Origin of the sequence: Micromonospora parva (assembly GCF_040649675.1) — a bacterium.
Taxonomy (GTDB): domain Bacteria; phylum Actinomycetota; class Actinomycetes; order Mycobacteriales; family Micromonosporaceae; genus Micromonospora; species Micromonospora parva.
In genome coordinates this window covers 103,846-127,933 of the sequence record NZ_JBEZFX010000015.1, presented here as the reverse complement: position 1 = coordinate 127,933, position 24,088 = coordinate 103,846, and the positions used below count along the sequence as shown (strand labels likewise).

The 24,088-nt window shown below is 70.4% G+C and carries 17 protein-coding genes and 2 pseudogenes; 11 read left to right on the top strand and 8 right to left on the bottom strand.

The annotated features are described in order from the left end of the window. Positions 1-143: 143 nt before the first annotated feature. A complete protein-coding gene (locus tag AB0C03_RS29445) occupies positions 144-647 on the top strand; it encodes a winged helix-turn-helix domain-containing protein (RefSeq protein ID WP_245233752.1) in 504 nt (167 codons plus the stop codon). 84 nt (positions 648-731) lie between these two features. On the opposite strand, the gene AB0C03_RS29440 is transcribed toward AB0C03_RS29445, so the two are convergent. Beyond that, on the bottom strand, positions 732-1,628 hold the full coding sequence (locus AB0C03_RS29440) for an AurF N-oxygenase family protein (RefSeq protein ID WP_030337025.1): 897 nt from the start codon (positions 1,626-1,628) through the stop codon (positions 732-734). Positions 1,629-1,676: 48 nt separating this feature from the next. On the opposite strand from AB0C03_RS29440, the gene AB0C03_RS29435 reads away from it, so the two are divergent. The 8 genes from AB0C03_RS29435 (at position 1,677) to AB0C03_RS29400 (ending at position 10,053) form a co-directional block, all read left to right on the top strand. Then, positions 1,677-2,396 (top strand): TetR family transcriptional regulator, encoded by a 720-nt coding sequence (locus AB0C03_RS29435; RefSeq protein ID WP_030337026.1) that lies wholly within the window; start codon positions 1,677-1,679, stop codon positions 2,394-2,396. Beyond that, positions 2,393-2,692, top strand: coding sequence for a DUF4873 domain-containing protein (locus tag AB0C03_RS29430; RefSeq protein ID WP_030337027.1), 300 nt, complete (start codon positions 2,393-2,395; stop codon positions 2,690-2,692). The genes AB0C03_RS29435 and AB0C03_RS29430 overlap by 4 nt, the downstream gene beginning before the upstream one ends. Continuing rightward, positions 2,693-4,186, top strand: coding sequence for a flavin-containing monooxygenase (locus tag AB0C03_RS29425; protein ID WP_051708821.1), 1,494 nt, complete (start codon positions 2,693-2,695; stop codon positions 4,184-4,186). Continuing rightward, entirely contained in the window at positions 4,170-5,048 is an 879-nt protein-coding gene (locus tag AB0C03_RS29420) for an SDR family oxidoreductase (RefSeq protein WP_036412428.1), read from the top strand. The genes AB0C03_RS29425 and AB0C03_RS29420 overlap by 17 nt, the downstream gene beginning before the upstream one ends. Next, positions 5,045-5,872 (top strand): alpha/beta fold hydrolase, encoded by an 828-nt coding sequence (locus tag AB0C03_RS29415; RefSeq protein ID WP_036412430.1) that lies wholly within the window; start codon positions 5,045-5,047, stop codon positions 5,870-5,872. The genes AB0C03_RS29420 and AB0C03_RS29415 overlap by 4 nt, the downstream gene beginning before the upstream one ends. 76 nt (positions 5,873-5,948) lie before the next feature. Next, on the top strand, positions 5,949-6,569 hold the full coding sequence (locus AB0C03_RS29410) for an acyl-CoA-like ligand-binding transcription factor (RefSeq protein WP_036412433.1): 621 nt from the start codon (positions 5,949-5,951) through the stop codon (positions 6,567-6,569). Positions 6,570-6,644: 75 nt separating this feature from the next. Continuing rightward, entirely contained in the window at positions 6,645-8,222 is a 1,578-nt protein-coding gene (locus AB0C03_RS29405; RefSeq protein WP_357640339.1) for an MDR family MFS transporter, read from the top strand. A gap of 271 nt (positions 8,223-8,493) precedes the next feature. After that, a complete protein-coding gene (locus AB0C03_RS29400; protein WP_036412435.1) occupies positions 8,494-10,053 on the top strand; it encodes an OFA family MFS transporter in 1,560 nt (519 codons plus the stop codon). A 92-nt stretch (positions 10,054-10,145) separates the two neighbouring features. On the opposite strand, the gene nrfD is transcribed toward AB0C03_RS29400, so the two are convergent. The 7 genes and pseudogenes from nrfD to AB0C03_RS29365 form a co-directional block, all read right to left on the bottom strand. Beyond that, complete coding sequence (nrfD, locus tag AB0C03_RS29395) at positions 10,146-11,219, bottom strand: NrfD/PsrC family molybdoenzyme membrane anchor subunit (RefSeq protein WP_030337041.1); 1,074 nt, start codon at positions 11,217-11,219, stop codon at positions 10,146-10,148. After that, on the bottom strand, positions 11,216-12,259 hold the full coding sequence (locus tag AB0C03_RS29390; protein WP_357640336.1) for a 4Fe-4S dicluster domain-containing protein: 1,044 nt from the start codon (positions 12,257-12,259) through the stop codon (positions 11,216-11,218). Before AB0C03_RS29390 ends, nrfD begins: the two co-directional genes overlap by 4 nt. Before the next feature lie 30 nt (positions 12,260-12,289). Beyond that, positions 12,290-15,538 (bottom strand): annotated as a pseudogene (fdh, locus tag AB0C03_RS29385) (formate dehydrogenase); the annotation flags it as partial. Positions 15,539-15,681: 143 nt separating this feature from the next. After that, complete coding sequence (locus tag AB0C03_RS29380; protein ID WP_357640330.1) at positions 15,682-16,479, bottom strand: PrsW family intramembrane metalloprotease; 798 nt, start codon at positions 16,477-16,479, stop codon at positions 15,682-15,684. Positions 16,480-16,643: 164 nt separating this feature from the next. Next, positions 16,644-18,509, bottom strand: a complete 1,866-nt coding sequence (locus tag AB0C03_RS29375) for a hypothetical protein (protein ID WP_357640327.1) — start codon at positions 18,507-18,509, stop codon at positions 16,644-16,646. Next, positions 18,506-19,270: an ABC transporter ATP-binding protein gene (locus AB0C03_RS29370; protein WP_030337046.1), complete on the bottom strand. Its 765-nt coding sequence runs from the start codon at positions 19,268-19,270 to the stop codon at positions 18,506-18,508. The genes AB0C03_RS29375 and AB0C03_RS29370 overlap by 4 nt, the downstream gene beginning before the upstream one ends. A gap of 70 nt (positions 19,271-19,340) precedes the next feature. Continuing rightward, positions 19,341-19,760, bottom strand: coding sequence for an ASCH domain-containing protein (locus AB0C03_RS29365; protein WP_030337047.1), 420 nt, complete (start codon positions 19,758-19,760; stop codon positions 19,341-19,343). A gap of 38 nt (positions 19,761-19,798) precedes the next feature. Here AB0C03_RS29365 and AB0C03_RS32380 point away from each other — a divergent pair, with 38 nt between their 5' ends. Together AB0C03_RS32380 and AB0C03_RS29355 are read left to right on the top strand one after the other, a co-directional pair. Further along, positions 19,799-21,451 (top strand): DUF7933 domain-containing protein, encoded by a 1,653-nt coding sequence (locus AB0C03_RS32380; protein ID WP_245233753.1) that lies wholly within the window; start codon positions 19,799-19,801, stop codon positions 21,449-21,451. Beyond that, positions 21,445-24,088: pseudogene (locus AB0C03_RS29355) on the top strand (hypothetical protein); the annotation flags it as partial. The gene AB0C03_RS32380 and the pseudogene AB0C03_RS29355, both read left to right, overlap by 7 nt.

Genomic DNA, 24,088 nt, shown 5'->3' with positions numbered 1-24,088 from the left:
TCAAGAACTTGCCGTGAGCAACTTGTCGCTAAGAGTCGCAGTGGCCGGCGGCGCGCTTGCCAATCATTGTCAGAACCGTGACGAGAGCTGGGCAGGGATGCCCATCGATCCCGGGTGGTGCGGTGGCCAAGGACGAGGCAACGGTGAACAGGGGTGATGCGGCCGACGAGCCGTTCCCGCTGCTGATCGCGGTCACCCCGTCGCCGGCCGAGCGCATCCGGCTCGCGGAGCTTCTCGACGGCATCGCGCCGCTGCTGCTGGTCGCCGACCTCGACGAGCTGCGCCGGCTGATCGCCGCTCCGCAGCAGGTCGCCGCCGCGTCCGAACCGGCGCCGGTCGCCACCCTGGTGATCGACTCCGCCCGCTCCAGCGCCCGCTGCGGAGATCGGGAGATCGACCTCACCCGGCTGGAACACGACCTGCTGACCTGCCTGATCACCGAGCCGGCCCGGGTGTGGAGCTACGCCGAGCTGCACCGGTCGGTCTGGGGTGACGAGGGGCGCGAACGCAAGGCGGACGTGCAGTCGCTGGTGAAGCGACTGCGCCGCAAGCTGACCGACCTGGGCACCGGGGCCACCATCGACGTGGTGCGCGGGGTGGGGCTACGGCTGACCGATCACCAGCAGGCCCGGGTCGAACGGGCCTGACAGCGACGTCGCCTGAACCGATCTCGACCGGAAGATCAGCAACAACCCCGGACCCCCCACGCTGTCGCCCCAGGTGACGACCGGTCAGATCAGCCCGGCCCGGGCCCACAGCAGACGCCCCGGCCCCGCCACCAGGCCGACACCCGCCAGGTTGGCGTGCACCCGCGCCGCCGACCAGCGCAGGGTGGCTCGCCAGTGCGGGTTGGCGCGGGCGGCGGCACGACCGACCGCCGGTGGAATGCCCACCGCCGCGTACACGTCGGGATGGACCAGGCGGTTGGCGATCGTGTAGGCGGCGCGGCCGACCAACAGCCGGGCGTACGCCATGCCCACCGGGCCGGTGGCCGCCACCGCGGCGGCCAACTCCTCGCGGGCGAACCGGACGTGCCGCGCCTCCTCCACGACGTGGATGCGGGAGACCATCCGGATCAACGGTTGGAGCGACTCGTCCGCCATGATCTCGCGCTGGAACGCGTCGAGGATCTCCTCCGCGATGAGGATCGCGGCGTACATCCGGGGTCCGCTGGCGGTGGCCTTGAGGAAGCGCCCGAGGTGGTGGTCCACAGTGCTCGCGCGGTAGACCGGGCAACCCATCGCCTCGATCAGCCGGCCGAACATGATGGAGTGGCGGCACTCGTCGGCGACCTCGGTCAACGCGTACTGGGCCTGGCGGCTGGTCGGGTCGGCGCGGTAGTACTCCCGGATCAGCATCTGCATGAGGATCGTCTCGAACCACAGCCCGGCGCTGGCGGCGCTGGCCACCTCGTGCCTCGTCAGTTCGACGCGCTGCTCCTCGCTGAGCCGCTCCCACAACGGCGTGCCGTAGAGGCTGCTGCGTTGTGGGGGCAGCCAGTAGGCGCCGGGAATGTGCGGGGCGTCCCAGTCGATCTCGACGGTGGGGTCGTAGCTGGTCCGCAGTGTGGACGTGAGCAGTCGCTCGGCGACCGCCGCGCGCTCGGTTTTCGCCGGTGCGGCCTCCATGACTCCTCCATATTGACGTGACGGCCGGTAACTGTTACGAGTAGTAGCATGCAATCGCCGCTCACTGATGTCAATGCATCCGACCCACCTCCGGCCGACGATCCGAAAGCGAAGGGCAACGGCCGCCGGGACCGCTGGGCAGACCATCGTGAGCACCGACGGCAGGAGTTGGTCGGCGCCGCCGTGCAGGCGCTGCTGCGACACGGCCCGGACGTCGACATGGAACAGGTCGCCGCCACCGCGGGCGTCAGCAAACCGGTCCTGTACCGCTACTTCGCCGACAAGTCGCAGCTCTGGGTCGCGGTGAGCGAGGTGGTGGCGGCCCGGGTGGTCGACGCCATCGCGCCGGCGATCGAGCAGGTCCGCGAGGAACGTGACCTGGTCGAGGCGACGATCGACGCGTACCTCGGGGTGATCGAGTCACAGCCCACGCTCTACCGGTTCCTGATGCGACAGTCCGGTCAACCCGGCATCCACCAGGTGGTCGCCGGCACCAGCCGGCAGGTCGCCGCCGGGCTGGCCCGGGTGATCGGTGACCGGTTACGGGCGCTGGGGCTGGACGCCGGCCCGGCGGAGCCCTGGGCGTACGGCCTGGTGGGCTTCGTGCAGGCGGTCGGCGACTGGTGGACCACGCACGGCCAGCCGATCAGCCGGGCCGCCCTCACCGACTACCTGACCACTCTGCTGTGGAGCGGCATCGAGGGGGTACGCGCCAGCGCCGACCTGCCGCCCGAGCTGACCCGCGCCCACGAACGGATCGTGCCGTGACCTACCACGGCCCGGCGGGTGTCGAGGGCATCTCGGTCCGGGTGCATCTCAGCGGGCGGTGGGAGCCGGTCGACGGTCGCTTCCACTGGGGTGGGCGGATCGAACCGGCGCCACTGGTGACCCACCTGCTGCGCCGCGGGCGGCGCGACGTCGAGGTGCGCATCGCCGACCGGGTCCGACCCGCCCGACTGGCCGAGGTCGACCCGTGGGGCGGCGTACGCGTCACCGGCGTGGGCGATCCGCCCTGGCCGCCCGAGCCCGACCCAGCCGCCGCAACCGAGCCCACGGAGGAGTGAATGGAGACAGACGTTGCCATCATCGGCGCCGGCTTCGGTGGCCTGGGCGCCGCCATCCGCCTGCAGCGGGCCGGCTTCACCGACTTTCTCGTCTTCGACCGGGGTGACGACGTCGGCGGCACCTGGCGGGACAACAGCTACCCCGGCTGCGCCTGCGACGTCCCGTCGCACCTCTACTCGTTCTCCTTCGCGCCCAACCCGAACTGGTCCAACACCTTCTCCGGTCAGCCGGAGATCTGGGACTACCTGCGCGGCTGCGTCGACCGCTTCGGGATCCGCCCGAGGTTGCGGCTGCGCCACGAGGTGCACGAGGCGAGGTGGGACGATCAGCGCCAACGGTGGCTGCTGCGCACCTCCGGCGGCGAGCACACCGCCCGGGTCCTGATCTGTGCGGCCGGCCCGCTCAGCGACCCGGCCATCCCCGACCTGCCCGGGATCGACGAGTTCGCCGGCACCGTGTTCCACTCGGCGCGGTGGCGGCACGATCACGACCTCACCGGCCGCCGCGTCGCGGTGATCGGCACCGGCGCCTCCGCCGTCCAGTTCGTGCCCCAGATCCAGCCGACGGTCGAGAAGCTGACGCTCTTCCAGCGCACCCCCGCGTGGATCATGCCGAGGCTGTCGCGCCGGATCAGCGCTGTCGAGCAGGCCGCGTTTCGCACAGTGCCCGGCGCGCAACGCCTCGCCCGGGCACGGCTCTATCTGCTCCGCGAGAGCCTGGGCCTGGGCTTCCTGTACCCGGCGCTCAACCGCTTCGCCTCCCGGCTGTCACTGCGTACGCTGCGCCGGCAGGTCCCCGACCAGCACCTGCGGGACAAGCTCACCCCCCGGTACACGATGGGTTGCAAGCGGGTGCTGATCTCCAACGACTACTGGCCGTCGCTCACCCGGCCCAACGTCGACGTGGTGACCGCCGGCATCGCCCGGCTCGTGCCGGACGGCCTCGTCACCGACGACGGTGTGCACCACGCGGCGGACACGGTCATCTTCGGCACCGGCTTCCATGTCACCGACTCCCCCGTCGTGCGGCGCATCCACGGCCGTGCCGGACGTAGCCTGAGCGAGGCCTGGACCCCGAGCATGCACGCGTACCGGGGCACCACCATCGCCGGCTTCCCCAACCTGTTCTTCCTGCTCGGCCCGAACACCGGGCTCGGGCACACCTCGGTGGTGCTGATGATCGAGGCGCAGTTGCGCCTGGTCCTCGCGGCCCTGCGGCACATGCGGGCCACGGGCATCCAGGCCATCGAGCCCACCGCGCAGGCGCAACAGCGCTGGACCGAGCGGATCGACCAGAAGATGGCCGGCACCGTCTGGCAGACCGGCTGTTCGAGCTGGTATCTCGACGCCACCGGCCGCAACACCACCGTCTGGCCGGGCCTCGCGACCAGCTTCCGGATGCGTCTGCGCCGCTTCCGCCCGGCCGACTACCGGACCGTTTCGGCCGGCAGCACCCCCAACGACTCGGAACGGGAGCATGCCGATGCGCTATGACCTGGCCGGCAAGACCATTCTCATCACCGGCGCGGCGCGCGGCATCGGGGCGCAACTGGCCCGCGAGGCCGTCGCCCGCGGGGCCCGGGTCGCCCTCGTCGGCCTGGAGGGCGAGCTGCTCGAGCGGCTCAGCGCCGACCTCGACGCGCACTGGTACGAGTGCGACGTCACCGACCAGGCGGCGTTGGACGCCGCCGTGGCCTCGACCGTGGACCGCTTCGGTGGCATCGACGTCGTCGTGGCCAACGCGGGCATCGCGAACCTCGGCACCGTCGCCGTGGGACCGGTCGACGCGCTGGTCCGTACCGTCGAGGTGAACCTCTGCGGCGCGATCCGCACGGTCAGCGCGGCGCTGCCCCACGTCACCGCCGCCCGTGGTCACGTCCTGATCGTCTCGTCCGCCGCGGCCTTCACGGCGATGCCCGGCATGGCCGCCTACTGCGCGTCCAAGGCGGGGGTGGAGCAGTTCGCCAACGTGCTGCGCCTGGAGACCCGCCCGCAGGGCGTCACCGTCGGCACCGCGCATCCGATCTGGATCGACACCGACCTGGTCCGCGACATCCGTGACGACCTGGCGTCGTTCCGCACCGCGCTGCGCCGGCTGCCACGGCCGCTGTCCACGGTCGTCCCGGTCGAGCAGTGCGTCGAGGCCCTGCTGCGCGGTGTCGAGCGCCGCAGACGCAAGGTGTACGTGCCACGCTCGCTCGCCGTGGTGCAGGCGCTGCGACCGGTGGTGCTGAGCGGCTTGACGGACGCGTTGATCACCAGGTTCGGCGGCCGGACGATGGTCGACCAGATGGAGGACGAGGTGCGCCAGCTCGGGCGGTCCTTCGGCAGGACGTCGGTGGGAGGGCGGTCATGACAGTTCATTTCCGCCGGGCGGGCAGCGGGGAGCCGCTCGTGCTCGTCCACGGCATCGGTCACCGTCATCAGGCGTGGGAGCCGGTGTTCGACCGGCTCACCGCCCACCACGACGTGATCGCGCTCGACCTGCCCGGGTTCGGGAACTCGCCGGTGCCCGGCACCGGCATGCCCGCCGACATGGCCGCCACCGTGGCCGGGGTCCTGCCGGTCCTGACCGGGTGGGGGCTGACGCGTCCGCACGTCGCCGGCTACAGCCTCGGTGGGGCGATCGCCCTGGAACTCGCCGCCGCCGGGGCGGTCGCCTCGGCCACCGCACTTTCCCCCGCCGGCTTCTTCACCCCGGCGGAGCGCCGCCGGGCGCTGGCCATCCTCCGGATGCTCCGGGCCAACTCGTACCTGCCCACGCCGATCATGCGGGTCGCGCTGCGCTCGGCGTACCTGCGGGCGTTGTGCTTCGCGCCGCTGATGGCCCGCCCGACGCTGCTGGACGTCGAGCGCGCGCTGGGCGACGCGCTCGCCCTACGCCGTGGACGCGGCTTCAACGCGGTGGCCAGAGCCGCCCGCGACTACCGCTTCGACTGCCATCGACTGTCCGACCCGGCGGTGCCGGTGACCGTCGGCTGGGGCGACCGCGACCGGATCTTCGGCGTTCACCAGGCCGAGCGCGTCCGGGCGGGCCTGCCGGCGGCACGGGTGGTGACGCTGCCCCGTTGCGGTCACGTGCCGATGAGCGACGACCCGGACCTGGTCGCCGCGCTCATCCTGGAGACCACCGGCGCCGTCCCCCGCGGCGACCGGCCGGATCCGTCGGTTGCCGTCTGACGGTCCCGAGTCAGGAAGATCACTTCACACGCTAAAAACTTGCAGTCTGTGCAACTTCGCTCCTAGCCTCGCTCGCGTGACCGACACCGACAACGTCGCCATCGGGCGTCGGGACCGCAAGAAGGCACAGACCCGGGCCGCGCTGACCGCCGCCGCGTTGCGACTGGTGGCCGAACGCGGCCTGGAGCACGTGACCGTGGAGGAGATCAGCGAGGCCGCAGACGTCTCCTCGCGGACCTTCTTCAACTACTTCACCTGCAAGGACGAGGCACTCACCGACGATCCGGCACTCGACGGCACACCGGTCGTGGCGCGTCTGGCCGCCGTCCCCGCGCACGTGCCGGCCTTGCGGGCCGTCCGGCTGGCCCTCGACGAGGCGATCGACACGATCCAGGCCGACCGGGAGCTGTGGCGGTTGCGGCTCACGGTCATCACCCAGAACCCCACGCTGCTGCCTCGGCTGGTGTCCAGCAACATCGCGACCGAGCGGGCCATGGTCTCGGTCATCGCCACCCGCCTCGGCGTGGGCCCCGACCACGGCCTCCCGCCACTGATCACCGCTGTCACCAGCGCCGCCTTCCACACCGCGATGCTGCGGTGGGCCGCCGGCGACGACACCCGCCCGCTCCGCGACCTCGTCGACGAGGCCTTCGCCGCGGTGGCCGCCGGCCTGCCGGATCCGCCACCCGCCTCGTGAACCCCCACCGGTCCCGCCCCGCCGCATCAGCGCCGGGGCCAGTCACTCCGCCACAAACCCGATAAGGGAGCGTCAATGACCACAACCGCCCCGCCCGCCGACGTCGCCGCCGGCACGCGCATGTCGCGTCGGGAGGTGCTCCAGGCCCTGTCCGGCCTGATGGTCGGCATGTTCGTGTCCATCCTCGCCTCCACGGTGGTGGCGAACGCGCTGCCGCGGATCATCGCCGACCTCAACGGCAGCCAGACCGTCTACACCTGGATCGTCACCAGCGAACTGCTCGCCATGACCGCGACGGTGCCGCTGTGGGGCAAGATGGCCGACCTGTACAGCAAGAAGCTGCTGATCCAGCTGTCGCTGGGACTGTTCGTGGTCGGTTCGCTCATCGCGGGCTTCACGCCGAACGTCGAGGTTCTGCTGCTCAGCCGGGTCGTCCAGGGCATCGGCGCCGGCGGCATGACAGCGCTGGCCACGGTCGTCATGGCGGCGATGATCCCGCCGCGTGAGCTGGGCCGCTACGCCGGCATCTTCGGCGCGGTCTTCGGTGTGGGCACCATCGCCGGTCCGCTGATCGGCGGCCTGCTCGTCGACACGTCGTGGTTGGGCTGGCGGTGGTGCTTCCTGATCGGCGTCCCGTTCAGCATCATCTCCATCGCCCTGCTCCAGCGCACCCTTCACCTGCCCGTCGTCCGCCGCAAGGCGACGATCGACTGGCTGGGCGCCCTGCTCATCACCTCGGGCGTCTCCACGCTGCTGATCTGGTCGTCGCTGGCCGGGAACAAGTTCGACTGGGCCTCCGGCTGGACGGCCCTGATGGTCGCCGGCGGCCTGGTCCTGCTGGCGCTGGCCGTGGTCGTCGAGTCGCGGGCGGCGGAGCCGATCGTCCCGCTGGACATCTTCCGCAACCGGACGGTCTCCCTGGCCACGATCGCCAGCGTGCTGGTCGGCGTCGCCATGTTCGGCGGCACCGTCTTCCTGTCCCAGTACTTCCAGATCTCGCTGGGCAAGTCGCCCACCGTCGCTGGCCTGATGAGCCTCCCGATGATCTTCGGTCTGCTGGTCTCGTCGACGGTGGCCGGCCAGCTCATCACGAAGTACGGCCGCTGGAAGGCGTACCTGGTCGCCGGCGCCGCGGTGATGACCGCCGGCATGCTGCTGCTCGGCACCATCGACGCCAACACCAGCGTCGTCGTCCTGTCGATCTACATGGCCGTGCTGGGTGTCGGCGTCGGCATGCTCATGCAGAACCTCGTGCTCGCCGCGCAGAACGACGTGCCAGCGCAGGAGCTCGGCGCTGCCACCTCCGTACTGACGTTCTTCCGCAGCATGGGCGGCGCGATCGGGGTCAGCGCCCTCGGCGCGGTCCTGGCGAGCCGGGTGACCTCACTGACGACCGAGCGTCTCGGCCCGGCGGCCACCGCCGGTGGTGGCTCCACCGAGGTGCCCGACCTGTCCACCCTGCCCGAACCGGTGGTACGCATCCTCCAGGACGTGTACGGCATCGCCACCGCGGACCTCTTCCTGGTCGGCGCGCCGTTCGCGCTGCTGGCGCTGATCGTCGTGCTGTTCATCAAGGAGAAGCCGCTGCACACCGTCAGCGGGGACGAACGACGCGCCCAGGAGGAGGCGGCCGCAAAGGCCGCGATGCACTGAGCGGTACGACAGAGAGTCGGGGGCGGGCCGGAGGGCCCGCCCCCGCTTCGTGCCCCCTTCCGGCCTCAGCCGCGGGCGCCGACGTCGCCATCCCCGCGTTTTTCGGTAATCACATGACGTGCACAAGTCGCCACGTAACGTGAGGTAGAGCCGGTAATCGGCTGATCGCCAGACGTGCGCCCGGCCGCCACTGCGGCGGCGCCGCTCGGCCAACTGCCGGGTCGGACAGCTCCGCAACGTCGCTCAGCCGCAGGAGGTGTGGACGATGCCCATGCTCTCGGTCTTCGATCCTCGGCACACTGTCGCTCCCCCGGGATACAGCCGCTGGCTCATCCCAACCGCGGCACTGGCTGTGCACGTGTGCATCGGTCAGGTCTACGCGACGAGTGTCTACAAGAACTCCCTCATCGCGCACTTCGACAGCAGCCAGACGGCGATCGGGGCGATCTTCAGCATCGCCATCGTCATGCTGGGTTCGTCCGCCGCGGTGGGTGGCCGTTGGGTGGAAAAGAACGGGCCGCGCCGGGCGATGTTCGCCTCCGCCTGCTTCTGGGCCACCGGGTTCCTGGTCGGCGCGCTCGGCATCGCGACGCAACAACTCTGGCTGCTCTACCTCGGATACGGCGTCATCGGCGGCATCGGGCTCGGCATCGGCTACATCTCACCCGTCTCGACACTGATCAAGTGGTTCCCGGACCGCCCCGGCCTGGCCACCGGGCTGGCCATCATGGGGTTCGGCGGTGGCGCCCTGGTCGCCGGCCCGCTCGCGCGCCAACTGCTCTCCCTCTACGACTCCGGCTACAACCCCGACAACCCGGCCGCCGTGGCGTCGGGCAGCGCCCTCGTGGCGCTCTTCGTCACGTTCGGCATCGGGTATTTCGTGATCATGATGTTCGGCCCGTTCAACGTCCGGGTTCCGGCACCGGACTGGCGGCCCGCCGGGTTCGACCCGGCGAGCGTTGCCGCCAAACCTCTGGTGACGACGGCGAGCGTGTCGGCGTCGAACGCGGTGCGTACCCGGTCGTTCTGGTTGCTGTGGATCGTGCTGTTCTGCAACGTCACCGCGGGCATCGGCATCCTGGAGCAGGCCAGCCCGATGATCCAGGACTTCTTCCGGGACAACGGGACCGCCACCACGGTCTCGGTGTCGGCGGCGGCCGGCTTCGTGGGGGTGCTGTCGCTGTTCAACATGGCGGGCCGGTTCGTCTGGTCCACGACGTCCGACCTCATCGGCCGCAAGCCCATCTACATGGTCTACCTCGGCGTCGGCATGGTGTTGTACCTGCTGCTCGCCGTGGCCGGGCACTCCGCGACAGCGGTCTTCGTGCTGATCGCCGCCGCGATCATCTCCTTCTACGGCGGTGGCTTCGCCACCATGCCGGCCTACCTGCGTGACCTGTTCGGCACCTTCCAGGTCGGGGCGATCCACGGCCGGATCCTCACCGCCTGGTCGGCCGCGGGTGTCGCCGGCCCGCTGATCGTCAACGGGATCCTCGACACGCAGGGCAAGCCCGGCACACTCACCGCGGCGGCGTACCGGCCCGCGCTGTTCACCATGGTCGGCGTCCTCGCCATCGGGTTCATCGCGAACCTGCTGGTCCGTTCGGTGCCCGAGCGGTTCCACGAACCAAACCGGGGGCCGACGTCGCCCGTGGCGAAGGCGACCATCACCGAACCGGTGGCCATCGGGCCGCAGAGCCAGCCGCCCGCGCCGCCACGAGTCGGTAGCCAGACCGGACGACTGTGGTTGTCGTGGCTGCTGGTCGCGGTGCTCCTCGGGTACGGCATCGTCCAGACCGCCATCACCGCCGCGAAGCTGTTCACCGGCTGACCGGCCGCGCCGGCGGTGGCCCGTCGCGCCCACACCTCTCCTCGGATCCGAGGAAGGCGCCCCGTCGGGGGGCGCCTTCCTCGTCGGTCCGCTCAGAGTGGGGTCGTCGACCGGCTCTCGTCGAGCCGCTCCCGCTGGGGCACGACCGTGTACTTCGGATCGCGCGCCGAGACCCGTCCCGCCTCGAAGACACCGAACCGGGTCGCGATCGACGACGCCACCAGGGCGGCGCCGGAGAGCGCCGACAGGATCCGGCTGCGTCGACTGACCAGTGCGGCGACCGTGCCCACTGTCAGCAGGACGCGTCCCGCCTTGACCAGCCGGCCGCTGCGTCCGTGCGTGTAGGGCTCACCGGTGAGGCCCTGCCGCTCCAGATGGTGCCCCCCACCGAACTCGACGGCCGCCGCGGCCACTGCGAGTCGCCGTAGTGGGGCGGTCTCCGAGGGCGGTGCCGCGATCAGTCCGACCCCGGACGCGGCGGCGAGCGCGCTGCCGGCGAAGACGAACGGCAGCGAGGGGTAGGCGTCGTGCCAGGACGGCACGGCCGTGTCGGCGAGCAGCACCCCGGTGTACGTCGCCAGCGCCGGTGCCGTGGCCGCGGCGGCCAGTCCGGCGACGTTCCCGACGGGCGGTCCGATCCGGCGGGCGAGGCCGAGCACACCATGCCGCGGGAGCAGCGGTGCGAGTTCGGCGACCGCTGCCACGCCTGCGAGGGGCCCGAACGCGGCGAGGATCCAGGTGCCGACCGACATCGGCGAGGTCACCTTGGCCACCCGGAGCATGTGATGGAACCGGGTCGGCCGGCCGAGGTCGTGGATCAGCAGGTACGTGCTGGCGGCGACGCCGCCGAGCGCCGTCCACCGGCCCACCTTGCGCAGCCCCGGTCGTCCGGTCAGCTGGGCGCCCGCGCCGACCAGCGCGCTTCCGGCGGCGAGGCCACCGGTGAACAGGTAGCCGGCGATGTCGTACTTCCACACCGGCGGCTTCAGCACGGGCCGGCCGTAGTAGGAGGCGAAGTCGGCCGGCGGCACGGTGAGCTGCTCACCGCCGTCGCCGCGTCGCCGGCCGGGCTGCCGGTGGCGCTTCCCGTCGGGCTGGTCGAGGCCGGCCTGGAACTCGCGGAACCGGGCGCCGACCGACTCGTTCGATGGTGTCTCGTCGGTCATTGCCGCCTACCCAGGAACGCGACCGCCGCGGCGACCGCCATCGTCATCGCCGCCAGGCCGGCGCGTTTCCACATGGCCGGTAGGTCGCGGGTGGTCACCACCGGGTCGGGTGGCAGGCCGTACACCTCGGGCTCGTCCAGGAGCAGGAAGAACGCCCCGTCCCCACCCACACCGTCGTTCGGGTCGTGCCCGTACAGTCGCGCCTCCGCAACCCCCCGCTCGTGCAGCGTCGCCACCCGCGCGGCAGCCCGCTCCCGCAACTCGTCCAGTTCCCCGTACTGGATCGACTCGGTCGGACACGCCTGCGCACACGCCGGCGTCATCCCCACACCCAACCGGTCGTAGCACAACGTGCACTTCCACGCCCGACCATCGTCCTTACGCTGGTCAATCACCCCGTACGGGCACGCGGAGATGCAGTAACCGCAGCCGTTGCAGATGTCCTCCTGCACCACCACCGTCCCGAACTCCGTCCGGAACAACGAACCCGTCGGACACACGTCCAGACACGCCGCATGGGTGCAGTGCTTACAGACATCCGACATCATCAACCACCGGAAATCCGTCCGACCCTCCGCACCCGAACCCCGCCCCGGCGGCTGCGCACCCGGCATCCCCAGAAACTCCGGCCCACCCGACATCCGCGCCGCCGCCCCCGGCGAACCGGTGGGCAGACCCGGATCCGTACCGGTGTCGGTCTCGGTACGCGCGCCGACGGCAGCCGTGAGCGGACTGACCGCCGGCCCGTCCGGGTTGTCCTCGAACGCCGCAGTCGCCCAGCCCACCGAGCGGGGCTGTTCGATGAACGCGACGTGCCGCCACGAGTTCGCGGTCAACGCACCCGTGTTGTCGTACGACATGCCCAGCAGGTCGAGGCCACTCTCCGGCACACCGTTCCACTCCTTGCAGGCCACCTCACACGCCTTGCAACCGATACAGACGCTGGTATCGGTGAAGAACCCCATCCGCGGCGGCGCGTCCTCGTAGCCCGCGTCCGGTGCGGGGTCCAGCGGCCCGTACAGGGCGTTGGCGTGGGGCATCGGTCAGGCCTCCTGGTCGCTGGCGCTGTCGGCGACGTCGGTCGTGACCATCGGTGGGTAACGGTGCACGAGGTTCCCCGACCGCCGTCGGTAGTCGACGACGAGGTCCAACAGCTCCTGGCCTCTGGGGCGTCGTCCGGGCCGGACGTCGCACGTGCCGACCTTGCTCTCCTGAATCAGGACGTTGGGGTCGAGGGTGATGCCGAACAGGTCGTTGGCCGAGTCGCCGGTCACCAGACCCTCAAAACCGAAGTGGTACGGCAACCAGACCTGGTGGATGATCCGGCCGTCCACCCGCAACGGCGTGACACGGTCGGTCACCAGCACCTTCGCCTCCACCGACGCGCGGCTGGTCACCAGATGGGCCCAGCCCAGATGGCTCAGCCCTCGCAGGGCAGCCAGCTCCGGCGACACCTCGACGAACATCTCGGGCTGCAACTCGGCCAACGGCGACACGTTGCGGCTCATCGCGCCGGCGGTGTGGTGCTCGGTGAGCCGGCTGACAGTGAACACGTACGGGAACACCTGACTGTGCTCCTGCGGCGGGCTCGGATTCAACGTGTTGATCGGGTGCGTGTAGACCTTGCGGGTCGGGTTGGCCTGCTGCCGGTAGAGCGGGTTACGCACCGGCGACTCCACCGGCTCGTAGTGGGTCGGCAGGGGCCCGTCCAGGACGCCGGTGGGCGCGTACAGCCAACCCTTGCCGTCGCCCTGAAGGATGAACGGGTCGTCGCCGGCGATGCCCGCCACGCCTGCGGCGTCGTGCTCCGGTCGGTAGGACGGCGGTTTGGTCTTCTCGAAGTCCGGCACGTCGTAACCGGTCCACTCGCCCTTGTCCGCGTCCCACCACACGTAGCGTTTGCGCTCACTCCATGGGTTGCCGTCCGGGTCGGCCGAGGCCCGGTTGTAGAGGATGCGCCGGTTCGCCGGCCACGCCCAACCCCACTCGGGCGCCACCAGTGACTGCTGCGCGCCGGGTTTGCGCCGGGCGGCCTGGTTGACGCCGTCCGCGTACACCCCGGTGTAGATCCAACAGCCGCCGACGGTGGAGCCGTCGTCCTTCATCTCGGTGAACGACGCCAGCGGCCGGCCGGTGGCCACGTCGTACCCGTTGATCTCGCGCAGCACCGCCTCGGCGCTCGGCTCCGCGTACGGACCGTGCGTGGGATAGTCCCAGGCGAGGTCGAGCAACGCCCGGTCGCGCGGCATGGTCGACGCCGCCAGCCGTTCCCGGATGATGCGCCCGAGGTGGTAGAAGAACCACAGCTCGGAGCGGGCGTCGCCCGGCGGCTCGACGGCCTTCTCCCGCCACTGCAACAACCGCTGCGTCTGCGTGAACGTGCCTTCCTTCTCCACATGCGACGCCGCGGGCAGGAAGAACACCTCGGTACGGCACTCCTCGGGCACGATCTCCCCGGTCTCGATCTCCGGCGCGTTCTTCCAGAACGTGGCGCTTTCGATCTCGAACAGGTCCCGGACGACGAGCCAGTCGAGGTTGGCCATGCCGAGGCGCTGGGCCCGACCGTGGGCCGACCCGACGGCCGGGTTCTGCCCGAGCAGGAAGTACCCCTTGATCTTCCCGTCGATCATGTTCAGCACCTGCTGGTAGGTGCCGTGATCACCGGTCATCCGCGGCATGTAGCCGTAGCAGAAGTCGTTCTCGGCGGTGGCGGCATCTCCCCAGTACGCCTTGAGCAGGTTGACGCCGTAGGTGCGGGCGTTGCCCCAGAACCCCTTCTGCCCGGGGTGCGCGATGCTGTCCACCCACTCGGTCAGGGTGGGGTGGTCGGCGTGGTGCGGCATCGGCAGGTAACCGGGCAGCAGGTTGAACAGTGTCGGGATGTCGGTCGACCCCTGGATGCTGGCGTGCCCGCGCAGGGCCATCACCCCGCCGCCCGGGCGACCCATGTTGCCCAGCAACAGCTGGATGATCGCGCCAGTTCGGATGTACTGCACACCCACGCTGTGCTGCGTCCACCCCACCGAGTAGACGAGCATGCCGGTGCGGTCCCGGCCGGAGTTCTGCGTCCAGGCCTGGGCCAGTTCGAGGAACTTCTCCTGTGGGATGCCGCAGACCCGTTCCACCATCTCCGGCGTGTAGCGGGCGTAGTGCCGCTTGAGGATCTGGTAGACGCAGCGCGGGTGCTGCAACGTCTCGTCACGCTCGGTCTCGCCGCCGACGGGGGCGCCGTGTGACTCGTGTTCCAGCCCGGCCCCGGTCTCCCGCTGCGTCTCGGTGTCCCGGGTCGTCTGGTTCTGGCCTTGGCCCTCGTAGCGCCAACTGGTCTGGTCGTACGAGGCGTTCTCCTCCTGGAAACCGGAGAAGAGCCCGTGCATGTCCTCGGTGTCGACGAACTCCTCGGTCACGATCGTCGCGGCGTTGGTGTAGGAGACCACGTACTCCCGGAAGTCCAGTTCGTTGTCGAGGATGTAGCGGATCACCCCGCCGAGCAGCGCGATGTCGGTGCCCGCCCGGATCGGCAGGTACGCGTCGGCCAGCGCGCTGGTGCGGGTGAAGCGAGGGTCGATGTGGAAGACCTTCGCCCCCCGGCGCTTGGCCTCCATCACCCACTGGAAACCCACCGGGTGCGCCTCGGCCATGTTCGAACCCTGGATGACGATGAGGTCGGAGTTCGACAGGTCCTGCTGGTACTGGGTGGCGCCGCCACGACCGAAGCTGGTCCCCAGACCGGGGACGGTGGAGGAGTGTCAAATACGAGCCTGATTCTCGATCTGAAGCGCCCCCATCGCGGTGAACAACTTCTTGATCAGGTAGTTCTCCTCGTTGTCGAGCGTCGCCCCGCCCAGACTGGAGATGCCCAGCGTCCGGTTGAGCGGTCGTCCCTCGGCGTCGACGTCCTCCCAGGTTTCGTCCCGCGCGGCCAGGACCCGATCGGCGATCATGTTCATCGCGGTGTCGAGGTCCAGGTCCTCCCACTCGGTGCTGTACGGGCGGCGGTAGCGCACGGTGGTCTGCCGCAGCGGGCTGGTCACCAGGCTCTTGCTGGCCGAACCCTTCGGGCAGAGCCGACCCCGGGAGATCGGGCTGTCCGGATCGCCCTCGATCTGACTGACCTGCCCGTCCTTGACGAACACCCGCTGACCACACCCCACCGCGCAGTACGGGCACACCGACCGCGCCACGCTGTCAGCGGTATCGGTACGGGCAGTCAGCGCGCGGGACCCGTCCGACTTCGCGGCGGCACCCCGGCCCAGCGGGTCCGTGCCGGTGAGCTGGCGGTACACCGGCCAACCCGCGAACCAGCTGCGCACCCCCATCGCCGCACCTTCCCGACCAATCCGCCATATATGAACACTCTGACGGTAGATGAGGTGCCGGTCCGGTCGCAGCGGGATCACCAACAGTCATGCCTGCCCCAGCTGTTCGTGCCGGCCGGGCGCGGCATGAAGTACGGCGATGGTTAGTGCGGTTGCAACTCGCCGACCGGGTGCTCGCCGAAGGTGCGGTAGCGGCGCAGCGCCCAGAACAACCAGCCGATGCTGATGATCGCCACCACGACGAAGACCAGCGAGCCGGAGAACGTGTCCCAGAGGGTGTGCAGGGCGACGACACCCAGAAACGTGCCGATGAACCCGAAGATCCGACCGACACTCGGGCTCGCCAACAACGCCCACAGCGCGCCAGCGGTGAGCCCGGTCCAGGCGGTGTGCCCGGCCGGCGCGGTCAGCCCACGGATGAACAAGGTCTGCTCCACCGCGCCGATGTTGCCCTGCGAGCTCAGCAGCGCGGTGAAGGCGTAGCCCATCGTCTCCAGCGCGGCGAAACCCATGCCGGCCGCGACCCCGATGATCAGCCCGTCCGAGGGCACCCGACGCCGGTGCTGGGCCACCACCGTGAACAGCAGGATCACCGGGACGATCAACTTCGCCGACTCCTCGATCAACGCCACGAACAGCATCGGCAGGGTGCCGAGCCCCCGCAGGGTGTCGTACTCCAGCGTTCCGGCGACCACCGTGCCGATCACACCACCGAAGAACGCCGACGTCACCAGGACCGACGCCGGCACCTGCCACCGCCCGGTACGAGCCTGCGCGAACGTCAGGAACGTCAACGGCACCAGCGTCGCCCCGAGCAGGATCAACGCCGGTACGAAGTTCGGATTCTTGGTGCTGACCAGGGTGCGCAGCACCGCCAGATAAAGGATCAGCCCGACGACGAACACCCCGACCCACGCCCACCGGCGCCAACCATCACGCATACCGCGCAGTCTGTCGGACCAAGGTTACGAAGACGAACAACGGCACTGAGATCCTGGCGACGTCCCGGCGGCAGCGCTGCTCCCTCGATCGTTGGCAGCTGAGCTGTTCGACACGCCGAGCGCTGCCCCGCTGAGCTGCCACCGATCGACGTGCCAAACCCCGCCTACTCCGCTTGCCCGGAAGCAGGGTGGGCACTGCCGCCTGGCTGCGGCCGGCGATCCCACAGCACCAGGCCCGCGAGCAGCATTGCCACACCCAGGCCGATCATGGCCAACCCCACGGCGGTGCGCGCACCCCCGCTCAGGTGGCCCGCCACGATCCACCCACTGTCGATTCCGAACGCCAACGGCATCACCCCCTGCGGGATGACCGGGATCCACCCCACGGTGAGCAACCCCAGCGCCCACGCGGTCAGCTTGTTCTCCCGGAACCACTGTGCGTCCCAGGTCGGCGGGAGCACCGTCTCCGTGGGCCGGCTGCGCTGGCCGGCGGCGGCGAGCACGTCGAGCCCGCGTCGGGTGAGACGTTCGTCGGCCAACCAGATGCCGCCTCGCCAGGCCGCGGCGCCGCTGAGCAGCCCGACCAGTGGCAGCAGCGGCGTCACTCCCGACGGACCCCAGATCACCAGGGCGAGCACCGGCGCGGCAGCGACCAGCCCTGACCCGGTGGCGACCAGCACGCTGACGATGTCCGTGGGGTTGTCGGCCGCGGTGGGGTGCCGGGGGTCGGCCACCGGCCGTACCCGCAGCAGCGACACCCACACCGGCACCGACGCGCCCGCGCCGAGCAGAGCCGGCAGGGTGCAGAGCGCGGCCAGCGGGTCGACGTCCGGCGCGAGCAGGACACCGGCGACGGTGAGCAGCACCCCGATCGGGGTGACCAGCACCAGCCAGGCCAGGGCCCGTCCCCGGACCTCGGCTCGTTCGCCGCCGGGCGTGGTGAGCGGCAGCCACAACGCGGTGCCGTCCAGCCCGACCAGGCCGGCCGACATGGCCGCCGCGCCGAGCACGGCGAGCGGCCCGGCCCACGGCAGCAGCAGGTCCACGTCGGACAGCAGCGGCAGCCCGGCGAGCAGCGCCCCGTACACCACCGCGAACGCCAGATACTGCAACCGCAACGGATGCCGCATCCAGGCCCGCAGCTCACGACCGGTGACGGCCCGCGTCGCGGCCGGCACCCATCCCAGCCACTCGCGGTCAGGTGCGGCCAGCGACGCCGCGGTGGTCCGGCGCGGCCGGAACGGCACGCCAGCGGCGATCACCCTTCGGACAAGCATGAGGTACGCGGCGGCGCAGAGCGCCACGATGCCCACCAGGGCCGCCATCATGCCCACCCCTCGCCCGGTTGGCCCGGTCACGGCGGCGATCGGCCAACCGCTCGGCACGTACGCCATGGCCCGGACCACCTCCTGCGGCGCTGCCACGAGCAGGACCGACACCCACGGGAAGACCGCCCAGAGCGACCCCGCGACACCCATCGCCGTGCCGGTGAAGACGCCGGTGAGCAGCGCCCCGGCGGGACCACCGGCGTGGCCGACGACCTCCAGCGCGATGGCCGAGCCGATCAGCCCGAGCAGCCAGAGGAGCACCGCGCCGCCGGCGGTGACGAGGACCGCGACGGTGCCGTGCCGGGCGGCGTGCACCGGCAGCGCGGCGAGCGCCACCAGCGAGACGGCCGGACCGATGCCGATCGCCGACGCGGTGAGCAGACCGATCGCGGCCGGGACCCCGCCGATCGGCTCCAACCTCAGGTGGGCCGGGCGGACCCGGCCGCGCCCGCCGCCGAGCAGCAGCGGCAGGACGATCCAGCCGAGCACCCAGGCACCGGCGAGCAGGCCGAGGGTGTGCTGGTCGCCGCGCAGCGCGTACCGGATCAGCCAGGCGGCGGCCAGCAGACCGACCAGGGCGGCCACGGTCGGCCCGGGGTGCTCGCGCAGCGAGCGGCGCAGCATCGTCGTGCGCATCCGGGCCGGCACCGCGATCGCGCCGAGGGTGTCGGCCAGCGGGGCGAGGGAGGGTTGCGCGCTCATCGTGCCCCGGTCAGCCAGTCCAGGCCGGCGCTGCCGGAGGTTTCGGCGCCGACCAACTCGACGAACCGGTCCTCCAGGCTGCTGCCGGCGGCGACCTCGGCGACCGGCCCGGCGGCGACCACCCGGCCCTGGTGGATCACGGTGACGTCGTCGCACATCTGCTCGACGAGCAGCATCGAGTGGGTGGACAGCACACAGGTGCCGCCGCCGGCCACGAACCGGCGCAGCACCCGGCGGATGGTGGCCGCCGACACCGGGTCGACCGCCTCGAACGGTTCGTCGAGCACGAGCAGCCGGGGCGCGTGCAGCAGCGCCTGGGCGAGGCCGAGCTTCTTGCGGGTGCCGGTGGAACAGTCGGCCAGGGGTGTGCCGGCACCCTTGGTCAGGCCGAGCACATCGATCAGTTCGGCGGCCCGGTCGGTGGCCGCGGCCCGGGACAGCCCGCGCAGGCCGGCGCTGTAGCGCAGCAGCTCGGCACCGGTGAGGCGTTCCGGGAAGTCGAGGCCGTCGGGGAGTACGCCGGTCAGCGCGCGGGTCACGCCGCGCTCGCGCAGCGCGTCGTGGCCGAGGATCCGGATCTCGCCGGAGTCCGGGGTGACCAGGCCGACGGCCATCCCGATGGTGGTGGACTTGCCGGCGCCGTTGGGACCGACGATGCCGTGGAAGGTGCCGGGGTGGACGGTCAGATCGACGCCGTCCACCGCGCGATGCGCCGCGAAGGTCTTGACCAGGCCACGGATCTCGAGTGCCGGGGGGATCACGCGCCGAGCATAGGTGACCTTGCACGACCGTGTGGCCCGTCGCGGACCGGTGCACGGCGGCTCCGGTCGCTCAGACGACGTGCACCAGCCGGAAGCGTTCGGTCACGACCAGGGTGTCGTCGTCCACTGTGAAGTCGGGGTCGCCCAGTTCGGCGCGCACGGCGGCGCTGTGCCAGAACGTCTCGTGTCCCGCGCGCCACTGGGCCACCGACTCGTCGCCCTCCCCCTCGGCAAGGGCGTGTGCCAGGTCGACGTCGGCGAGCCGGATCACCCGTACGTCGGTCAGCTCGATGGCCGCGACCCGCCGACCGGCGGAGTCCACCACGGCGGACAGTTGGCCCACCGTCGGCAGCGGCTCGTCGGCGCGCTGGTAGCCGATCAGCAGACCGGTCGTCGAGGTCTTCGCCCCGGACAGGATCGCGCCCACGAGTTTGTCCCGCAGTGGCCCCGGAAACGCGAACTCGGCGAGCGGAAGATCATCGAGGTCCATCCGCGAAGGCTACCCGGATCATCGGAGGGGCTGTTGCGGTGACCGACCGGTACGGGGGCACCCGGATCGCCACGAATCTGCGCGCCCTGCTCACCTCCCACCACGCGGAGGCGACCCGCGGGGCGGTGGTGGTGATCGGGTCGGACGGCTGGGACGCCGATCCGCCGGCCGAGCTGGCCGCCGTGATGGCCCGGCTGAGCCGCCGCGCGTCGAATTCCCTGCACATCCCGGTCATTGCATTCGGCCATCATTCCCTCACTCGATTGGGTGACCACGTATCGGGTGATTCTGTCTGGCGTTCGCGATTTGAGATCGTCAGGCGCGGTCGGAACGCCACTACTGCGACTCCTGCAGGCCGCATGACGGGGGAAACGAATATGGTTCGCGGGGAACGCCGATGGTTCACATCAGCGCTGGCGGCGGTCGGCGCGTTTGCCGCGTCGTCCACGCTGGTGGTTGTGGCGTCAAGCCAACCCGCATTGGCGACCGTGCCGGGCCTGCCCGGAACGCCTCAGCCCGGCACCCCGATTTTCACTGAGGACTTTTCCAACGAGAGCGCGGCTGCGGCGCCGATTCGCATTGGTTCCTACACCGGATCGCCAGGTTCCGTTTACGTGCCGGGGCCGGGTGGCAGCGGCGCGGACGGTGAGACCTATACGGCGGATCCCGCGTGGAGCCCCGGCGCGGGCGCGTGCAACGGCTGGATCATGCGTCAGACGTCGCCGCTGCCGCCCAACGGTGGCGACCCGCCGGTCACCAACAACGACCAGTGCGGTCGTTCAGACGCATGGGGCCGGCTACAGGAGATGGCCCGTGACATGGGGCTGTTTCAGGGGCAGAGCCCCGGGGAGGCCGCCACGAACCAGGTACTCACCGAGTACACCAACAGCGTGACCGGCGCGCAGCTTCCCGGATACCAACTGGAGACCGACAACAACACCATTCCGGCGATCGGTGGCCACTTCTACTCGGTCTCGGCGATCTTCGCTGAGAGGAACTGCACCGTTCCGTCCGCCCAGCGGGCGCGACTTCGGTTCGAGCTGCTTCTCAACGGCGTCCCGACGGTGCTCGCACAGAACCTGAGCCCATGCACGGATCCCGGCGCCGAGATCGTCAACAACACCTGGATAGCCAAGCTGCAATCGTTGGCACTGCAATTGTCGGTGGCTGATACACCGACCCTGGGCCTGCGCCTCTACAACGCGACCGCAACGGGCATCGGCAACGACGTCGCGTTCGACCTTCCGCAGATCGTCGACGTCACCCCCCAACTCGACAAGGCTTTCAACCCCACCACCATCGGGCAGGGGCAGACGTCCACGCTGACGTTCACCATCACCAACACCGACGATCTGCAAGCCAAGAACGGGATGAGTTTCACCGACACCCTTCCCGCCAATGTGACCGCCACCGGGGTCAACAGCACCACGTGCTCGGACGCCACTGTGACCGCTCCCGCCGGCGCCACGTCCGTCGACTTCGCCGGCAACCTGGACCTGAACGTCGCCTCCTGCACGATCTCCATCCAGGTGACCAGCACTGTGGTCGGCTCGTACACCAACACCGGATGCGTCGCCCCGGACGGCTCCACGATCCCCGGCTGCGAGAGCAACTTCCCACCATCGTCGGGATCAACCCGCCCGGCTCCACCACCCTCACCGTCATCCCCACTGTTGACCTCGCTGTGGTGAAGACCGCGTCGCAAAGTCCCTACGTGCCGGGCGCGCCCTTCTCCTACACGGTGGCAGTGACCAACGGCGGACCGTCCGATGCGGTTGGGGCAACCCTGACCGACCCGCTGCCCGCACCGCTGGCCGGGTTCACCTGGAGCTGTGAGGCGTCCGCGGGAAGTTCCTGCACCGCGTCCGGCACCGGCAGCATCAACGACACCATCACCGTTCTCGCAGGCGGGACCGTGACGTACACGATCAGCGGGACCGTGCCGTCGGGCACCACGGGCGACCTGACCAACACCGCAACGCTCACCCCACCAGACGGCGTCTCGGATCCGGAGTGCACACCGAACTGCTCGTCGACGGTCGTGACCCCGGCGACGCTGACGGTGGATCTGGCGGTGGTGAAAACCGCAAACCCGAGCCCGTACGTGCCGGGTGCACCCTTCTCCTACACGGTGACAGTGACCAACGGCGGACCGTCCGATGCGGTCGGGGCAACCCTGACCGACCCGCTGCCCGCACCGCTGGCCGGGTTCACCTGGACCTGCGAGGCGTCCGCCGGCAGTGCGTGCACCGCCTCCGGCACCGGCAGCATCAACGACACCATCACCGTCCTCGCGGGCGGGACCGTGACGTACACGATCAGCGGAACCGTGCCCTCCGGAACCAGCGGCGATTTGACCAACACGGCCACGCTCACCCCGCCCACCGGCGCGACTGACCCGGACTGCACCCCGAACTGCTCGTCGGCTGTGGCCACGCCCGCCGGACCAGTGGTCGACCTGGCCGTCGTGAAGACCGCATCCCCCAACCCATACGTGCCAGGCACGCCGCTGACCTACACGGTGACAGTGACCAACGGCGGGCCCTCCGACGCCGTCGGCGCGAACCTGACCGATCCCCTGCCTCCGCCGTTGGCCGAATTCACCTGGACCTGTGCACCATCCCCTGGCAGCGCGTGCACCGCGTCCGGAACGGGCACCATCAACGACACGATCACCGTCCTCGCGGGCGGAACGGTGACGTACACGATCAGCGGAACGGTCCCGTCGGGCACCACCGGCGACCTCACCAACACGGCCACTCTCACCCCACCGGAGGGCGTCTCAGATCCGGACTGCACGCCTAGTTGCTCATCGACCGTCGTGACTCCGGCGACGCTGACGGTGGATCTGGCGGTGGTCAAGACCGCAAACCCGAGCCCGTATGTTCCGGGCGCGTCCTTCTCCTACGCAGTCACCGTGACCAACGGCGGCCCGTCCGACGTCGTCGGCGCGAACCTGACCGACCCGCTGCCCGCACCACTGGCCGGGTTCACCTGGACCTGCGAGCCGTCCGCCGGAAGTTCCTGCACCGCCTCCGGCACCGGCAGCATCAACGACACCATCACCGTCCCGGCCGGCGGGACGGTGACGTACACGATCAGCGGCACCGTCCCGGCGGGCACCACCGGCGACCTGACGAACACCGCAACGCTCACCCCGCCGGAAGGCGTCACCGACCCGGACTGCACACCGAACTGCTCTTCGACAGTGGTCACCCCCGCCGGACCAGTGGTCGACCTCGTCGTCGTCAAAACCGCGTCCCCAAGCCCCTACGTGCCGGGCGCAGCCTTCTCCTACACGGTCACCGTCACCAACGGCGGACCCTCTGACGCCGTCGGCGCGAACCTGACCGACCCGCTGCCCGCACCACTGGGCGGATTCACCTGGACCTGCGAGCCGTCCGCCGGAAGTTCCTGCACCGCCTCCGGCACCGGCAGCATCAACGACACCATCACCGTCCCGGCCGGCGGGACAGTGACGTACACGATCAGCGGCACCGTCCCGTCGGGCACCACCGGCGACCTGACGAACACCGCAACGCTCACCCCGCCGGAAGGCGTCACCGACCCGGACTGCACACCGAACTGCTCGTCGACCGTCGTGACCCCGGCGGCGCTGACGGTGGACCTAGCCGTCGTGAAAACCGCGTCCTCAAGCCCGTACGTGCCGGGTGCACCGCTGACCTACACGGTCACCGTCACCAACGGCGGACCCTCCGACGCCGTCGGTGCGACAGTGACCGACCCGCTTCCCGCACCCTTGGCCGGGTTCACCTGGACCTGTGCGCCAGCTACCGGAAGTTCCTGCACCGCTTCGGGTACCGGCACCATCAACGACACCGTCACCGTCCTCGCCGGTGGGACGGTGACGTACACGATCAGCGGAACGGTGCCGTCCGGCACCACCGGCGATCTGACCAACACCGCCACCGTCAGCCCACCGGCCGGAGCCTCGGATCCGGAGTGCACTCCGAACTGCTCGTCGACCGTCGTGACGCCGGCTGCCCTGACGGTGGACCTCGCCGTCGTCAAAACAGCCACCCCGAGCCCCTACGTGCCAGGCGCAGCCTTCTCCTACACAGTGACCGTCAGCAACGGCGGCCCTTCGGACGCGGTCGGCGCGAATCTGACCGACCCCCTGGCCGCACCCTTGGCCGGATTCACCTGGACCTGTGTGGCATCCCCCGGCAGCGCGTGCACCGCGTCTGGCACAGGCAACATCAATGACAGCATCACCGTCCTCTCGGGCGGGACCGTGACCTACACGATCAGCGGAACCGTGCCCTCCGGCACCACCGGCGACCTCACCAACACCGCCACCCTCACCC

Coding starts and splice junctions, on each gene's coding strand:
- nrfD (WP_030337041.1), bottom strand. CDS start 11,219: ATGACCGACGAGACACCATCGAACGAGTCGGTCGGCGCCCGGTTCCGC.
- AB0C03_RS29400 (WP_036412435.1), top strand. CDS start 8,494: ATGCTCTCGGTCTTCGATCCTCGGCACACTGTCGCTCCCCCGGGATAC.
- AB0C03_RS29375 (WP_357640327.1), bottom strand. CDS start 18,509: ATGAGCGCGCAACCCTCCCTCGCCCCGCTGGCCGACACCCTCGGCGCG.
- AB0C03_RS29365 (WP_030337047.1), bottom strand. CDS start 19,760: ATGGACCTCGATGATCTTCCGCTCGCCGAGTTCGCGTTTCCGGGGCCA.
- AB0C03_RS29390 (WP_357640336.1), bottom strand. CDS start 12,259: ATGCCCCACGCCAACGCCCTGTACGGGCCGCTGGACCCCGCACCGGAC.
- AB0C03_RS29435 (WP_030337026.1), top strand. CDS start 1,677: ATGCAATCGCCGCTCACTGATGTCAATGCATCCGACCCACCTCCGGCC.
- AB0C03_RS29420 (WP_036412428.1), top strand. CDS start 4,170: ATGCCGATGCGCTATGACCTGGCCGGCAAGACCATTCTCATCACCGGC.
- AB0C03_RS29405 (WP_357640339.1), top strand. CDS start 6,645: ATGACCACAACCGCCCCGCCCGCCGACGTCGCCGCCGGCACGCGCATG.
- AB0C03_RS29380 (WP_357640330.1), bottom strand. CDS start 16,479: ATGCGTGATGGTTGGCGCCGGTGGGCGTGGGTCGGGGTGTTCGTCGTC.
- AB0C03_RS29415 (WP_036412430.1), top strand. CDS start 5,045: ATGACAGTTCATTTCCGCCGGGCGGGCAGCGGGGAGCCGCTCGTGCTC.
- AB0C03_RS29425 (WP_051708821.1), top strand. CDS start 2,693: ATGGAGACAGACGTTGCCATCATCGGCGCCGGCTTCGGTGGCCTGGGC.
- AB0C03_RS29440 (WP_030337025.1), bottom strand. CDS start 1,628: ATGGAGGCCGCACCGGCGAAAACCGAGCGCGCGGCGGTCGCCGAGCGA.